Annotated in this window: 13 protein-coding genes; 1 reads left to right on the forward strand and 12 read right to left on the reverse strand. The window is 73.2% G+C overall.

The window, feature by feature from the left end:
- Positions 1-242: 242 nt before the first annotated feature.
- The 6 genes from ACYP53_RS02830 to rpsB form a co-directional block, all read right to left on the reverse strand.
- The gene (locus tag ACYP53_RS02830; RefSeq protein WP_459646565.1) at positions 243-2,165 is read right to left on the reverse strand and encodes a Stealth CR1 domain-containing protein; all 1,923 of its coding nucleotides are present in this window, start codon (positions 2,163-2,165) and stop codon (positions 243-245) included.
- A gap of 729 nt (positions 2,166-2,894) precedes the next feature.
- The gene (locus ACYP53_RS02835; RefSeq protein ID WP_459646566.1) at positions 2,895-4,145 is read right to left on the reverse strand and encodes a phosphatidate cytidylyltransferase; all 1,251 of its coding nucleotides are present in this window, start codon (positions 4,143-4,145) and stop codon (positions 2,895-2,897) included.
- 287 nt (positions 4,146-4,432) lie between these two features.
- On the reverse strand, positions 4,433-4,990 hold the full coding sequence (frr, locus tag ACYP53_RS02840) for a ribosome recycling factor (protein ID WP_189923575.1): 558 nt from the start codon (positions 4,988-4,990) through the stop codon (positions 4,433-4,435).
- 98 nt (positions 4,991-5,088) lie between these two features.
- A complete protein-coding gene (gene pyrH / locus ACYP53_RS02845) occupies positions 5,089-5,853 on the reverse strand; it encodes a UMP kinase (protein ID WP_189923573.1) in 765 nt (254 codons plus the stop codon).
- A gap of 261 nt (positions 5,854-6,114) precedes the next feature.
- A complete protein-coding gene (tsf, locus tag ACYP53_RS02850; protein ID WP_189923571.1) occupies positions 6,115-6,954 on the reverse strand; it encodes a translation elongation factor Ts in 840 nt (279 codons plus the stop codon).
- 129 nt (positions 6,955-7,083) lie between these two features.
- Positions 7,084-7,971 (reverse strand): 30S ribosomal protein S2, encoded by an 888-nt coding sequence (gene rpsB / locus ACYP53_RS02855; protein ID WP_189923569.1) that lies wholly within the window; start codon positions 7,969-7,971, stop codon positions 7,084-7,086.
- Between the two features lie 570 nt (positions 7,972-8,541).
- On the opposite strand from rpsB, the gene ACYP53_RS02860 reads away from it, so the two are divergent.
- Positions 8,542-9,195, forward strand: a complete 654-nt coding sequence (locus tag ACYP53_RS02860) for a peptidoglycan DD-metalloendopeptidase family protein (RefSeq protein WP_459646567.1) — start codon at positions 8,542-8,544, stop codon at positions 9,193-9,195.
- Here the strand turns inward: ACYP53_RS02860 and ACYP53_RS02865 are convergent.
- The 6 genes from ACYP53_RS02865 to ACYP53_RS02890 form a co-directional block, all read right to left on the reverse strand.
- A complete protein-coding gene (locus ACYP53_RS02865; protein WP_189923625.1) occupies positions 9,182-9,775 on the reverse strand; it encodes a TetR/AcrR family transcriptional regulator in 594 nt (197 codons plus the stop codon). The two genes, ACYP53_RS02860 and ACYP53_RS02865, sit on opposite strands and share 14 nt — an antisense overlap.
- Before the next feature lie 179 nt (positions 9,776-9,954).
- The gene (gene whiG / locus ACYP53_RS02870; RefSeq protein ID WP_189923623.1) at positions 9,955-10,725 is read right to left on the reverse strand and encodes an RNA polymerase sigma factor WhiG; all 771 of its coding nucleotides are present in this window, start codon (positions 10,723-10,725) and stop codon (positions 9,955-9,957) included.
- Positions 10,726-11,397: 672 nt separating this feature from the next.
- Positions 11,398-12,642 (reverse strand): DNA-processing protein DprA, encoded by a 1,245-nt coding sequence (gene dprA / locus ACYP53_RS02875; RefSeq protein WP_189923565.1) that lies wholly within the window; start codon positions 12,640-12,642, stop codon positions 11,398-11,400.
- A complete protein-coding gene (locus tag ACYP53_RS02880; RefSeq protein WP_459646568.1) occupies positions 12,639-14,360 on the reverse strand; it encodes a YifB family Mg chelatase-like AAA ATPase in 1,722 nt (573 codons plus the stop codon). Before ACYP53_RS02880 ends, dprA begins: the two co-directional genes overlap by 4 nt.
- Position 14,361: 1 nt before the next feature.
- Positions 14,362-14,910 (reverse strand): YraN family protein, encoded by a 549-nt coding sequence (locus ACYP53_RS02885; protein ID WP_189923555.1) that lies wholly within the window; start codon positions 14,908-14,910, stop codon positions 14,362-14,364.
- Between the two features lie 168 nt (positions 14,911-15,078).
- Positions 15,079-15,405, reverse strand: a complete 327-nt coding sequence (locus ACYP53_RS02890) for a DUF2469 domain-containing protein (protein ID WP_030056781.1) — start codon at positions 15,403-15,405, stop codon at positions 15,079-15,081.
- Between the last annotated feature and the right edge of the window lie 54 nt (positions 15,406-15,459).

A 15,459-nucleotide genomic window follows, 5' to 3' on the forward strand; every position in this document is an offset into this window, starting at 1 on the left:
CCACCCCGCACCCGCCCCTTCGCCCGCCCCGGTCGTGTCCGCCCCTGGGGCGATTCCGAAGGGATTATCACACCACGTCAGTGCGTGGCGGACACCGCCGGTCGCGAACGGGAGCGGGGCGGTGCGGAGAGGGGTCCGGGGCGGGCTCCGGGGCGGCCCAGGGACGGCCCGATCGCCTCTGCGGACCCCGTGCGACGCGGCGGGTCGAGGCGGGGCGGCGGGTCGAGGCGGCGCGGCCCGCGTTACTCCCCTGCGGCGGCGGAGGCGTGGACCGCCGGGCGGGCCGGACCGGCCTCCTCGGGCAGCTGGGCCTCGAAGCGGGAGGGCACCGGGAAGTAAGCCCGCAGGAAGGCGGTGACGGCCGCCTCTTGCTCCTGCGGGGGCATGTGGTCACGGGTGCCGTCGGCGAGGCAGAAGTGGTCCGCCCAGCGCTCGTCCAGCAGGTCCGTGAGCCGGGCGAGGTCCTCGGCGCTGTCGGTGACGAAGTAGCCGTCGTAGAGGTGCCCCTCCACCGCGCGGGCGGTCGCGTGGGCGTAGTGGACCGCCAGGGTGACCGGCGCGAGGTCGGTGGCGGCCCGGAAGGCCGACCGGACCGTGCCGTCCAGCTCCTCCGCGAACCGCTCGGCGCTCTCGGCCAGCACGCTCCGGCGCAGCGGGTGCGGGGAGTGCTTGAGGGTGCGCGGGTAGGTCTTGCCTACGGCGGCGGCCAGCGTGGCGCGGGTGTTCTTCAGGGCGGCGACGTAGACCGAGTCGTCGGCGGCGGCCGCGCCCGGCGGAACGATTCGGCTGTCGGGGAAGCAGCGCGGCAGGCCGTTGCCGAGGAAGAAGTCCTCCGGCACGAGGGTGCGGCCGAGGAAGACGTCGTCGTTCACGTACAGGAAGTGCTCGGACAGCCCGGGGACCAGGTGCAGCCGGCTCTCGATGGCGTGCGAGTTGAACACCGGCCCGGCGTCGGTGCCGGCGAACAGCTCGCGGTGCGGGACCACGGACAGGCCCGGCTGGTCGGTGTCCAGCCAGTGCGGCACCTGGTCGTCGGTGACCAGGTGGATGTGCCGGATCCACGGCGCGTGCGCGGCGAGGGCGCGCAGGCAGTACCTGAGCTCGTCGCGGTTGCGGAAGCGCTGGTCGGCGTCGCCCGCGATGCCGCTGGCCGCGACGCCGTCCTCCTCCGCGATCGGGGCCGCGGTGTGCGCGAGCCGGGCCCGGGCGGCGGCGCGGCGCTCCTGCCAGGCGGGGTCGGCGTCGTCCACCCAGGTGATCACGACGTCCACGGGGAAGGTGACCCGGTCCGGCAGGTCGGTGGCGAAGATGTCGAGCAGCGGGTAGGGCCGGCCGTCGACGGTCGTGGTGGCGGTGGCCTCCAGCGAGGGCACCCACCAGCCGAGCGGGGTCTCGTCGATCGAGGCGATCGCGCCCTCGGAGGGGGCGGCGGAGTCCCAGAACTCGACGTCGCAGCCGGTGTCGGAGCCGTACAGCAGGGTGCCGATGGCGGCGGGCCGGTAGATCCGCACGCCCTTGACCCGGTCCTCCGGCCAGATCGGACCGACCTGGGCCTCGCCGTCCGGCGCCCGGTCGCCGTCCGGCTCACCGGCCGGGGCGTCGTCCGGGGAGCCCGGCGCGTCCTCCACCAGGGCCACCGCGGCGGGCAGCTGCTCGGCCAGGACGGTGCCGAGGGTGCGCCCGTGCTCCAGCAGGTCCGCGTAGACCGCCTGCCCGGCGAACGAGGCGGCCAGCGCCTCCAGGACCGCCGGCCGGTCGCCGGGGGATATCGCCAGCCGGTGACGCGGGTGCCGGTCGGGCACGATGCCGTGCGCGATGCCCGTGCCGCTCAGCACCCCGGCCACCTCGGCCAGGTTTCCGTCCCGGCGCTGCCCCGGCAGGAGCGTGCGGTGCGGCTCCGCCAGCAGGTCGCCGCAGCGGGCCACCCCGGGGAGCGAGGAGATCAGCTCCGCCTCGCGCGCGGCACGCTCCTGGGCCAGCCGCTCGATCGCGGCGAGCGGCTCCTCCACCGCGGCCTCCGGCCCGGTTTCCGGCGCGGCTTCCGGCGCGGTCCGCTCCCGGACCGGCCCTTGGCCGACACCCTCGCCCGCGGCGGGCCGGCGACGGCGTGCCAGCGCGGCGAACGGGCGCATCGCGGTGCTGAGACGGGCCGGGCGTACGGACACGGAAACTCCAAGAGGGGGGGCTGAGGGGCGACGACGCGAAATGGCGGGGAGAAAGTGCCTTATGCCTGAAGGTCCGTTTTCACCGGCTTCCTCTCCACCCATCGCCCCTGACGGGAGCCCCATTGCGCTGCCGGAGATCGTATGCGACCGGGAGAATTTTTCATTGAGTTCAGGTAACGATCACGCGTCCGTTTGGGGACCCGTCCCCTTTGTGCCGATCACCGCCGCCCGGTCGTGCGGACCGGACCGGCGGATTCTCCCCGACGACCGCTCACCGGCCACGCCTGGGGGTGCGATCAGCGCTCCGGCCTGCGAGGACCCGGTGGGGCCTGGTCGGAGCCGCTCGGGTTCCCGGCTGCCCCGCGGCCCGGCTCACGTCCCGGTTCGCTCCCCGCCCGCTCTCCTCGCGCGTGCTTGCCGGACGGGCGCGACCGCGTCCCCAAGGCCGTCGGCGGGCCGTTTCCCGCCGGTCGGAACGTCCCCGAACGGCAGGAGGACGCGACCGCTCCCGTGCGTGCGAAGACCATCGGAAACAGGACGCAACCGTTCCGGTACGAAGACCGCCGGCACGAGGAAGACCGCCGGCCGCCGGAATACCCGTGGGAATGGGGCTGGCGCCGGTTCGCCCACCGGGGGCGCCTCCCCGGTCCGGATACCGGTGCTCCGGTGTCCGGACGCGCGCGGGCCCCGGACGTCAGACGTCCGGGGCCCTGCGTTCCTACGCGCGGATCAGCTGCCCACGAAGGCCGCCAGCAGCAGCCAGACCACCGGGGCGGTCGGCAGGAGCGAGTCCAGCCGGTCCATGATGCCGCCGTGGCCGGGCAGCAGCGTGCCCATGTCCTTGATCCCGAGGTCGCGCTTGATCATCGACTCGCCCAGGTCGCCCAGGGTCGCGGTGACCGCCGCGCAGCCGCCCAGGATCAGGCCCTGCCACCAGCTGCCGTCGTCGATGATCAGCTGCATCAGCAGCGCGCCCGCCAGCATCGACAGCGCGATGCCGCCGGCCAGGCCCTCGCGGGTCTTGCCGGGACTGATCGTCGGGGCCAGCTTGGTCTTGCCGAACTTGTAGCCCACGGCGTAGGCGCCGGTGTCGCTGCAGATCGTGACGATCAGGAACAGCACGATCCGCTGGGGGCCGTCGTCGGCCGCCAGCATCATCGCCACGAAGGTGGCCAGGAACGGCACGTAGAAGGCGGTGAACACCCCCGCCGTTATGTCCCGCAGGTAGTCCTCCGGCGGCTCGGCCATCCGCCAGACCATCACCGCCAGCCCGGTCAGCGCGAGCGAGGCCGCGGCCCACTGGATCCCGGACCAGTAGCCGGTGGCGACCATGGCGATGCCGCCCACGACCAGCGGGACCAGCGGCGCCTTGATCTGCTTGCGCTCGGCGAGCCGACTGGTCAGCTCCCAGACGCCCACCGCGACCGCGGCCATCACGACGACCAGGAACAGTGCCTTCACCACGAACAGCGAGGCGACGATCACCGCCCCGAGGCCGACCCCGACGCCTATGGCGGCCTGGAGGTTACGGCCACCGCGCTGCTTGCGCGGCTGCGGTTGCGGGTCGGGCTGGGCGGCCACGGGTGTCTCCTGCCCTGGATGGGACGACGGCACGAAGTGGGGCCGGCCGGCCGCCGGGTGGCTGGGCGGCGGCGCGGGATGCACCGATGCCCCCGAGTACGGCGGGGTGCCGTGGCCGGGGGCGGCGTCGGATATGGCGCGCAACACGACCGTCTCCGTCACGCCGGGCTGCGCGTTCCCGGACTGCGCGGCACCGGGCTGAGGAGCACCGGGCTGAGGAGCACCGGGCTGTGCGGCACCGGGCTGCTCGTCCCGGAACAGCGGGCCGCTCAGCCGGCCGGCCTCCCGGGCCGGTCCCGCGGCGGGGTCGGCCGGGCCGTGGGCTGACGCGCCGTGAGCTGACGTGCCGTGGGCGGGCGCGCCGGGCAGCGGGCCGGGGTCGGCCGGTACGGGAGGCATGACCTGAGTCTCCTCCGCGTCGCCACCCCAGTACACCGGAGGCTGCTGCGGGTGATCCGAACGGAGGCCCCGCTCCCCCGGGACGCCGCCGGGCGCGCCGGGCGGCACGGCGTGGCCGCCTGGGCGGCCGGGGTGTCCCTGGACCGGCGCCGGCGGCTCGCCGTACCCCGGCGCCGGGTGGGCCGGGGTACGGGGTGCCTGCGGCTGCGGCTGCGGCGCCGGACGGTAGGGCTGGAACTGCTGGTCGGACGAGCCCCAGTAGCCAGGGGCGTCAGGGGCGTCGTTCATCAGACCTCGAGCAGCTCGGATTCCTTGTGCTTCAGCAGCTCGTCGACCTGCGCCACGTACTTGGCCGTGGTGTCGTCGAGCTCCTTCTCGGCGCGGCGGCCGTCGTCCTCGCCGACCTCGCCGTCCTTGACCAGCTTGTCGATGGCGTCCTTGGCCTTGCGGCGCACCGAACGGATCGAGACCTTGGCGTCCTCGCCCTTGGTACGGGCGATCTTGATGAACTCCCGGCGACGCTCCTCGGTCAGCTCCGGCAGCACCACGCGGATGATCGAGCCGTCGTTCGACGGGTTGACGCCCAGGTCGGAGTCGCGGATCGCCTGCTCGATGGCCTTCAGCGCGGTCTTGTCGAACGGCGAGACGACCGCCATCCGCGGCTCCGGCACCGAGAACGAGGCCAGCTGGTTGATCGGCGTGATGGCGCCGTAGTACTCCGCGACGATCTTGGCGAACATCGCCGGGTGCGCGCGGCCGGTGCGGATGGCCGCGAGGTCGTCCTTGGCGACGCTGACGGCCTTCTCCATCTTCTCCTCGGCCTCGAGGAGGGTCTCTTCGATCACTGTGGTCTCCCTGTCCGGTTCATCTGCTGTTGTCCCGACCGGTGTCGGCGCGGAGGCCGGTCGCGGCTCCCGCGCCGTTCCGTACGGCTGGTTGCGGCTCAGGCCCGGACGGAATCCTGGCTGATGAGTGTGCCGATCTTCTCACTCTTCACCGCACGCGCGATATTGCCCTCCGCCAGCAGTTCGAAGACCAGCATCGGGAGGTTGTTGTCCTTGCACAGCGTGATCGCGGTGAGGTCGGCCACCTTGAGGTCGCGCGCGATGACCTCGGAGTACTCCAGCGCGTCGAACTTGACGGCGTCCGGGTTGGTCCGCGGGTCGGAGTCGTAGACGCCGTCCACACCGTTCTTGCCCATCAGCAGGACGTCGGCGTGGATCTCCAGCGCGCGCTGGACGGCCGTGGTGTCGGTCGAGAAGTACGGCATGCCCATACCGGCGCCGAAGATCACCACACGGCCCTTCTCCAGGTGCCGGACGGCCCGCAGCGGCAGGTACGGCTCGGCGACCTGGCCCATGGTGATCGCGGTCTGGACCCGGGTCTCGATGCCTTCCTTGACCAGGAAGTCCTGCAGCGCCAGGCAGTTCATGACGGTGCCGAGCATGCCCATGTAGTCGGACCGGGCCCGGTCCATGCCGCGCACCTGCAGCTCGGCACCCCGGAAGAAGTTCCCGCCGCCGATGACCACCGCGACCTCGGTACCGGCGCGGACGACGGTGGCGATCTCCCGGGCGATCGCGTGCACGACGTCCGGGTCGACGCCGAGCCCGCCGCCACCGGCGAAGGCTTCACCGGACAGCTTCAGCAGCACCCGGCGGCGCGAGCCGTCCTTGGGGTCCTGCGCGGTCTCCTGCGTCTCCTGCATGGACTTCTCCTTTTTGCACCTACTGGTCACAGGCGTGGGTGTGCGGATGCCCCGCCTGCGCGTACACGCGAGGAGGCCACTGCCGCGGGAACCGGTTCGGTGTCCTGCACGGCAATGGCCTCCTCGTCGTTCATGGTGCCGACGCGAGCCCGCCCGTGGACGGTTGGCGCTGGGTGAGCCCGTTCGGCGTTCCTCCCGCCCCGGTCAGCGGGCGGGGGCGGTTCCCAGCGTAAGGGGGCCGGGGACCAGGTGGAACGTGGCTCAGGCGCCGACGCGGAAACGCGCGAAACGCTTGAGGGTGACGCCGTTCTCCTCGAGGACCTTGGCGACGGTCTTCTTGTTGTCCTTCGCGAAGGCCTGCTCCAGGACGGAGAACTCCTTGACGAAACCGGTGACGCGACCCTCGACGATCTTCGGCAGGGCGGCCTCCGGCTTGCCCTCCTCGCGAGCGGTGGCCTCGGCGACGCGGCGCTCGTTCTCGATGTCCTCGGCCGGGATGTCCTCGCGGGACAGGTACTTCGGGGCGAAGGCGGCGATGTGCTGCGCGACGTCCTTCGCGACCTCGGCGTTCTCCTTGTCCAGCTCGACCAGGACGCCGACGGCCGGCGGCAGGTCGGGGCTGGTCTTGTGCAGGTAGACCGCGACGAAGCCGTCACCGTCGAACTGGGCGAAGCGGCGGAAGACGATCTTCTCGCCCAGGGTCGCGTTGGCCTCGTCCACGAACTGCTGGACGGTCTTGCCGGCCTCGATCTCGGAGGCCAGGGCGGCGTCCAGGTCGGCCGGGGCGGTCTTGGCGACGTGGGCGGCGATGGCGTCGGCGACCTTGACGAAGTTGTCACCCTTGGCGACGAAGTCGGTCTCGCAGTTCAGCTCGACCAGAACGCCGGACTTCTTGTCCTCGGCGATCAGCGCGGCGACGGCGCCGTTGGAGGCGTCACGGCCCTCGCGCTTGGCAACGCCCTTCTGGCCCTTGATGCGCAGGAGCTCGACGGCCTTCTCGACGTTGCCCTCGGCCTCGTCCAGGGCCTTCTTGCAGTCCATCATGCCGGCGCCGGTGAGCTCACGGAGCTTCTTGACGTCCGCGGCGGTGAAGTTCGCCATGGTGTGAATCTCTTCTCGCGTCTCGCGTGTCTGCGTGGGGATGCGCCGGGACCGATGGTTCGGTCCCGGCGCGGGAGAGAGGGGCACCTACCGGTGTCGTACCGGCGGGCGCCCCTCACCCTTGGTACGTCAGGCCTGCTCGGCCGGGGCCTCGGCGGCGGGGGCCTCGACGGCCGGCGCCTCGGCAGCGGCCTCAGCGGCAGCGGGGGCCTCGGCGGCGGCGGGGGCCTCCTCGGCCTTCTTCTCGCCCTCGATGAGGTCCTTCTCCCAGTCGGCCAGCGGCTGGTCGGCGCCCGGCTCGGCCTTGACGTCGCCCTTGGCGACACCGGCGCGGGACTTCAGGCCCTCGGCGACGGCGTCGGCGATCACGCGGGTCAGCAGGGTGACGGAGCGGATCGCGTCGTCGTTGCCCGGGATCTTGTAGTCGACCTCGTCCGGGTCACAGTTGGTGTCGAGGATGGCGACGACCGGGATGTTGAGCTTCCGGGCCTCGCCGACCGCGATGTGCTCCTTCTTGGTGTCCACGATCCAGACGGCGCTGGGAACGCGCTGCATGTCGCGGATACCGCCGAGGGTCTTCTCCAGCTTGTCGTGCTCGCGCTGGAGGACCAGGAGCTCCTTCTTGGTGAGACCGGAACCGGCCACATCCGAGAAGTCCAGCTCGCCGAGCTCCTTCAGGCGCTGCAGGCGCTTGTAGACGGTCGAGAAGTTGGTCAGCATGCCGCCGAGCCAGCGCTGGTTCACGTAGGGCATGCCCACGCGGGTGGCCTGCTCGGCGATGGCCTCCTGGGCCTGCTTCTTCGTGCCGACGAAGAGGACGCTGCCGCCGTGGGCAACGGTCTCCTTGATGAACTCGAAGGCGCGGTCGATGTAGTTCAGCGACTGCAGGAGGTCGATGATGTAGATGCCGTTGCGCTCGGTGATGATGAAGCGCTTCATCTTCGGGTTCCAGCGGCGGGTCTGGTGACCGAAGTGGACGCCGCTCTCCAGCAGCTCCCGCATCGTGACGACGGCCATTGCCGTGCTCCTCAGGTGTTACGGCCCGGCGGCGGCAGCTCTGCGAGCGACGCTCACAGCCGGGTCATTCTCGGTTTGTCCGTGGCGGCCAGGTGACAGCCACGCCTGACGCCCCGAACGTGCCGAGCCGCTTCTGCCCGGTCGGCCAGGGGCCGGTCGGGCTCGGCGGACCGAGCGGCACTCGCACCTGGCGGGGCTGCGGACGAACCGCGTCCGACCACCGGTGGCGGGGCGTGCGAAGTCGACCCGGCGGACCGGGTCGCGTGTGAAGTGTACGGGAAGCGCCGAGCGGCGGGCGACTTCACGAGCGGCCGGAGACCCTCCGGGGACCTGGGAAGAGCCTGGGAACGGCCGGAACGGGCGGGGAGACGGCGGCTCCCGGCGACGGCTGGGGAGCGGCGGGCTCCGACGGGCTGCCTGCCCGCGGCCGGTCTCTGGTATGCCGCTTGTACACCGGATGGCGGCACCCGTACACCCGTCCGGGGGACGGGGTTCCGGCGCGGGGACGGTTTGTCCACAGGAGTCCCGATGTGGGTGGTGCGGGGGCGCCGGAGCGGCGAGCCTTCGCGCATGGGTGCTCGCGCGTGGTTCGTCGGGGTTCGGGGGCTGGTCGCCGTGGGGGTGGCGACGGGGGTGCTGGGGGCGGTCGGCGCGCTCGGCGCGCCGGGGGCGGCGGGGGCCTCCGGCGTGGGCCGTGTGGGCGTGGGCGGCGTCGGTGTGGGCGGTGTGGGCGTGGGCGGGTCCGGGGGTGGTGGTTCCGGGGCTGCGCGAGCCTGGCCGGTGGGTGGGCCCGGCGGGGTCCTGGAGCGCTTCGAGCCGCCGGCGAAGCCCTGGGCCGCCGGGCACCGTGGCGTGGACCTCGCCGCCGCTCCCGGGGCGGAGGTACGGGCGGCGGCAGCCGGGGTGGTCGTCTTCTCCGGGCAGGTGGCGGGGCGCCCGGTGGTGACCGTCTCCCACCCGGGCTCGGGCTCTCCCCCGCTGCGGACCACCTACCTGCCCGTCACCGGCGTCCTCCCGGTCGGCACCGCGGTGGCCGCCGGGCAGGTGATCGGACGGCTCGCCCCGGACGGGCGGCACTGCGCCGGGCGCGACTGCCTGCACTGGGGGCTGCTGCGCGGCGGCCGCTACCTGGACCCGCTGGCCCTGTTCGGCGCGGGCCGGGCACGACTGCTGCCGCTGGGCCCGGGCCCAGCCGAGGACGAGCGGACCGTCACGCCCGACTGAGGCCGTGCAGCGCGAAAGCGACAGCGGCGTCCGCGACCTCCTCGGGGTTCTCGGACAGGCAGCCGGCCCGGCCTGCCCGGCCACCCGAGGCCGCCTGCTCCGCTCGACGGACCGCCGCCTCCACGACCCCCTGCAGCAGCACCGCGGCGAGCCTGGGCTGCTCGTGGCCCAGGTCCTCCAGCGCCTGGACGACCAGACCGGCCAGCCTGCCGTGCGCCGCCCGGATCCGCTCCCGCGCGGCCTCGTCGAGTTCCAGCGCCGAGATCGCCACGACCGCGCGGTGGCGCGGGTCGGCGGCCAGCGCCAGCTGGCCCCGGACATACGCCTCGATCCGCTCGGCGGCGGTGTCCCTGCTCGCCATCCCGGCCTCGATCTCGGCCGCCCAGAGCGGGAAGTCCACCTCGCAGAGCGCCTCCACCACGGCGGCGCGGGAGCGGAAGTACTCGTAGACCGAGGAGCGCGCCAGCCCGGTGCGCGCCGCGAGCGCGGGGAAGGTCAAGGCCTCCTTGCCGCCCTCGGTGAGCAGAACGCGGGCAGCGTCGAGGAGGGCTGCCCGCTGCAGCTGGCGATGCTCGGCCACCGTGGCCGCTCGGATCTTCGGCACGCTCCCACTGTACGGAGCCCTACCCACGGCCGGAACGGCGCCGCGCATCCGAACGGGAGCACGGCCCCACCGGGCGGGTCCGGCCCGCGCCGGCGAGCGCCCGGCTGTCGACGGCCGGTCACCGGTTGCCGGCTACCGACTCCCGGACCGGCGCGCTACCGGATGTCCGAGAGCTTGGCGCGCAGCTGGAGGACGGACTTGGTGTGGATCTGGCTCACCCGGCTCTCCGTCACCCCCAGCACCTGCCCGATCTCGGCGAGGGTGAGCCCCTCGTAGTAGTAGAGCGTCACCACGGTCTTCTCCCGTTCCGGGAGGGTGTTGACGGCCTGGGCCAGCAGCCTGCGGAGCTCGCGGTCCTCGGCCACCTCGACCGGGTTGTCCGCGCCGTGGTCCTCCAGGGTGTCCATCAGGCTCAGCCGGTCGCCGCCTTCCCCCACCGGGTGGAGCAACTCGTCCAGGGCCACCACGTTGGCGAGCGACAGCTGGCTGAAGATGGCGTGCAGGTCCTCGATCGCGATACCCATCTCGGCCGCGACCTCGGGGTCGTGCGGCGTCCGGCGCAGCCGGGCCTCCAGCGTCGCGTACGTCCGCTCGACCGCCTTCGCCTTCTGCCGGACCGAACGCGGGATCCAGTCCAGGGCGCGCAGCTCGTCGATGATCGCGCCGCGGATCCGGCTGATCGCATAGGTCTCGAACTTGATGGCGCGACCGATGTCGAACTTCTCGATCGCGTCGATCAGTCCGAAGACCCCGGAGGAGACGAAGTCCGCCTGCTCCACGTTGGAGGGCAGACCGACCCCGACCCGCCCCGCCACGTACTTGACGAGCGGTGAGTAGTGCAGGATCAGCTGCTCGCGCAGCCGCTGGTCGCCGGTCTCCTTGTAGGAGCGCCAGAGCTCTTCGAGCGCGCTGCGCCCCTGGGCCACGGCGCCCCGGCCGGCCTGCCCCGGGTCGGCGGAGGTACCGGCGGGGGTGTTGGCGGCCGTGCTGGCGGAGGTGCCGGCGGCCGTGTCCGAGGAGGTGCCGACGGGAGTGCCGACCGGAGTACCGGCGGAAGGGTCGGCAGGCCTGCCGGCGGAGGTGGCCGGGGGCGCGTCCGCCGCCGTGACCGCCGCCGTGTCGGTGAGCACGCCGGTGTGCGCGTCTGCGTGCGCGTCGGTCGGTGCGTCGGCGGCACCGTCCGCCTCCGCGCCCCGGGCCGCGTCGGCGGGCTGGCCTGGCACCACCGTCGGCCGGCCGCCCTGGCGCGACAGGCCGCCCATCGTCCCCGCCGGCTTGGGCGGGAACTCCGTTGCCGGGCGCCGCTCGGTCCGCGGCCCTCCCGAGGACCGAGCGCCACCGGTCACTCTGTGTCCGGGAATGTGTGTGGGCATGCGTTGGTCTGCGCCGTTCTGCCGAGTCATGTGCTGATAGGGAAGGCATGTGGAGCGTAGCGTGACCGACTCACTGCAAAGCGCTACCGCCACTCGGTCGTCCCCCGATCCGGTGGCGTTCACTCACCGGATCCGGCCACGCGAGCGGAAGAACCGGATCAGCAGGTCAGCCGGGCGGTCCGGACACGCCCTCCCAGGGCGCACACTCGTTCTCCGTCCTGACACTCACCTCCTCCGCACCATGCGCCAGTGCGCGCCGTGTCGCTCGACGTAGCCGAGCGAGCTCAACTCGTAGAGCCGCTGGAGCACTTCGTCCGGCGGGAGCCCCGACTGTCGGGCCAACCGCTCGACCGGCGCACCCTCCGCCGTCGCCGGTACGGCCTCCAGCACCCTGGCCACCGGCGGCTCCAGCAGATCCCGCGGCAGGACCGGACCGCTGCGCTGCGGGGCCAGATCGTCCCCGATCGCCCCGATCAGCTCGGTGATCTCGGCCGCGTCGGTGACCAGCGTGGCGCCGCCGCTGCGGATCAGGGCGTGCACCCCGGCCGAGAGCTCCGAGGTCACCGGGCCGGCGACACCCATGGTGTGGCGGTTGAGGTCCCGCGCCCGTCTGGCCGTACTCAGGGCCCCGCTGCGCACGGCCGCCTCGACCACCACGGTGCCGCGGGTGAGCGCCGCGATGACCCGGTTGCGGAGGACGAAGCGGAAGCGGTTCGGGTGCTCCCCCGGCGGGAGTTCACTCACCAGCAGGCCCTGGACGCCGATCCGCCTGATCAGCTCGGCGTTCCCCTTCGGGTAGGCGACGTCGACTCCGCAGGCGAGCACCGCGACCGTCATCCCGCCGACGGCGAGTGCCCCGCGGTGGACGGCCGCGTCGATCCCGTAGGCGGCGCCGGACACCACCACCCAACCGCGCTCGGCCAGTTGGGCCGCCAGCTCCCCGGCGACGTGGGCGCCGTAGGCCGTGCAGGCGCGGGAGCCCACCATCGCGACCGAGCGGAGCGCGAGCAGCCGCAGCGAGCCGGTGCCGACCGTCCAGAGCCCGATGGGCCGTCCGTCGCCCAGATCATCGAGTTGGCTGGGCCATTCCGTGTCCCCCGGAATGATGAACCGGCCACCGACGTGCCGTACCCGTTTCAGGTCCGTCTCCGGGTCCGGCCCCGGGAGTCTCGCCTGGTACCCGCTCAGCCGGGCGGCGTCCAGCCCGGGGTGGTCGGGGACCGCCCCGGTCCGGATCGCCTCGACCACGTCGACGGCGGGGAGCCGGGCGAGCCAGCGACCGATCACCGCGTCCCCGGGCTCGCCGAGACGGCTGAGCAGCGCGCGGGCGACGCGCTCGGCGTCGGGCGCCGCGGAGGCGCCGGTGGTGCCGGTGGTGCCGGCTCCGACCGCGGGCCCTCCGGCGGGCCCGGGCCCGACCCCGGCCCCGACGTCACCGTCTGTCCGCGGGTGCCGCAACAGCTGGTTCATGCCTCGCCCTCCGTGTTCTCCGCAGGTTCGTCACGCCCAGGCCGGCCGTCGTCCGGCCGACCGTCGTCCGGCGAGCCGTTGCGCTGGGCCGGGATGCCTCCGAGCCGACCGAAGACCCGTTCGGTCCACGGCAGCCCGTGCTCCACCCCGGTCCGCAGGACCAGGGCGGTGCGCATGTCCCGCTGGTCCGGCCGGTCGCGTCCGGCGAGGTCGGCGACCGTCCAGGCGACCCGGAGCACCCGGTCCAGGCCCCGGGCGGTCAGCAGCCCCCGCTCCAGCTGGCGCGCGACGTCGTTGAGCGCGCCGGACGCGAGCTGCCAGCGCGTGCGCAACTCGTGGCCCGGCACCTCCGCGTTGGTCCGCCACGGGGTGTTCGCCAGCCGGGCCGCCGCTCGCTCCCGTGCGGCCAGCACCCGGGCGGCGACGGTCTCGGTGGTCTCCGCCGAGGCGTCCCGCTCCATGAGTTCGACCCTCGTGACCGGCGAGACCTGCACCTGGAGGTCGACCCGGTCCAGCAGCGGCCCGGAGAGCCGCCCCTGGTAGCGGCTGACCATCGCCGGGGTGCACTCGCACCCCTCGCCCCGCCGTGAGTACCGCCCGCACGGGCACGGGTTGGCGGCCAGACAGAGGAGGAAGCGGGCCGGCAGCCGGAGCGACCCTGCCGAGCGGGCGATCACCACCTCGCCCGCCTCCAACGGCTGGCGCAGCGCGTCGAGCACCCGGACCGGGAACTCCGGCGCCTCGTCCAGGAACAGCACGCCCCGGTGGGCCAGCGAGACGGCGCCCGGTCTCGGCAGGCCGCTGCCGCCGCCGACGATCGCGGGCATCGTGGTGGAGTGGTGCGGGGCGCAGTAGGGCGCGGTGTCGATCAGCGGGCGCCCGGCCGGGAGCAGGCCCGCCACCGAGTGCACGGCGGTGACCTCCAGCGCCTCCTTCTGGGTCAGCGGCGGGAGCAGCGCGGGCAGCCGCTCCGCCAGCATGGTCTTGCCCGCACCCGGCGGCCCCTTCAGATAGAGGTGGTGCCCGCCGGCGGCGGCGATCTCCAGGGCCCGCCGCGCCTCGTACTGACCGGCCACGTCGGCCATGTCGAGGCGGGCCGCCTTGTCGTCGGGCAGACCCCGCACGCTCGCGCTGGGCAGCATCAGCCCGGCCATCAGCGGATCCGGGCGGCCGCCGATCGGATCCGGCGGTTCCTCCGGCGGCGTCGCGCCGGTCAGGATCGCGACCAGCTGGCGCAGGCTGCGGACGCCGATGACCGTCACCCCGGGAACGAGCGAGGCCTCGGGAGCGGTCTGCTCGGCGACCACGACCCGCTGGTAGCCGGCGTCCGCGGCGGCCAGCACCGACGGCAGCACCCCGCGCACCGGCCGCACCCGGCCGTCCAGCCCCAGCTCGCCGATGATCAGCAGGTCGGCGATGGACGACGGGTCGAGCCGCTCGGCGGCGGCCAGCACGGCGCAGGCCACCGCGAGGTCGAAGCCGCTGCCGCTCTTGGGCACCGAGGCGGGGCTGAGGCCGACCGTCAGCTTGCGCTGCGGCCAGACCTCGCCGCTGTTGACCAGTGCGGCGCGGACCCGGTCACGGGCCTCGGTGAGCGCCTTGTCGGGCAGGCCGACCAGGGTGAACGCGGCCACCCCGGGCTCCAGATCGGCCTGGACCTCGACGACCACCCCGTCGACACCGACCAGTGCGACGGAACAGGTACGGGCGAAGGCCATCTCAGACCACCCCCCGCAGGTGGTCGACCAGGGCCGCACCCCGCGCCCGGTTGACCACGGCGACCAGGTCGATCCGCACCCCGCCCGGTGGGGCGGGGGGCCAGTGCGGATCCGTCGGCGCCGCGTCCTCGTCTGCGCCGGCCAGCCGGGCGAAGTGGCCGGGCCAGCGCTCGGCCATCCAGCGCTCGGCCAGGCGCTGCAGCCGGGCGGCCTTGGCCTGGTCGATGGCCTCGGTGGGCTGCTGGAAGCCCCGCTCGGAGCGGGTCTTCACCTCGCAGACCGCCACGGTGTCGCCGTCGAGGGCGACGATGTCCAGCTCGCCCTCGACGCAGCGCCAGTTGCGGTCCAGGATGCGGAGCCCGGCCTCCGTCAGGCGGCGGGCGGCGACCCGCTCCCCGTAGCGGCCGAGTCCGGTCCTGGTGTTGCGGTCCGGGACCGCCCGTGGCTTCTTCCCGGGTGCGGCCGTGTCCGGTACTGCCACGGCCGGCACTGCACCGGCCGGCGCGGCCGCGTTCGGTACGGCCTGGTCCTGCACGACGGTGTGCTGCATGGTGACCACCTCCGCCGAGGAGGCTGCCCCACCGCGCACGTCGCGGCCCGGAAATTCCCTTCGCCTGTGGATAACTCGGATCTGCGGAGAACTTCTGTCACCCGCAGGGGTGAGAGACCCCGCTCCCGCGATATTCGGCTGGACAACGCGGTACGGAGTCGTCCAACGTCAGTTCCCGAAGCCGGACTCGTCCGAGGGCAGCTCCAGATCGCTCTTCGCGAGTTCCTCGATGTTCACGTCCTTGAAGGTCAGCACCCGGACCTTGCGGACGAACCGGGCCGGCCGGTACATGTCCCAGACCCACGCATCCGCCATCGACACCTCGAAGAACACCTCGCCCTGGACCGAGTGCACCTGCAGCTCGTAGTCATTGGTGAGGTAGAACCGTCGCTCGGTCTCGATCACGTACTTGAACAGGCCGACGACGTCCCGGTACTCCCGGTAGAGCTTGAGCTCCATCTCGGTCTCGTACTTCTCGAGATCTTCGGCACTCATCCAGGCGTCCCCTCAATTGTCACGTCCACCCATTGTGGACCACCGCACCCACGG

Source organism: Kitasatospora sp. Ki12, from assembly GCF_054601375.1.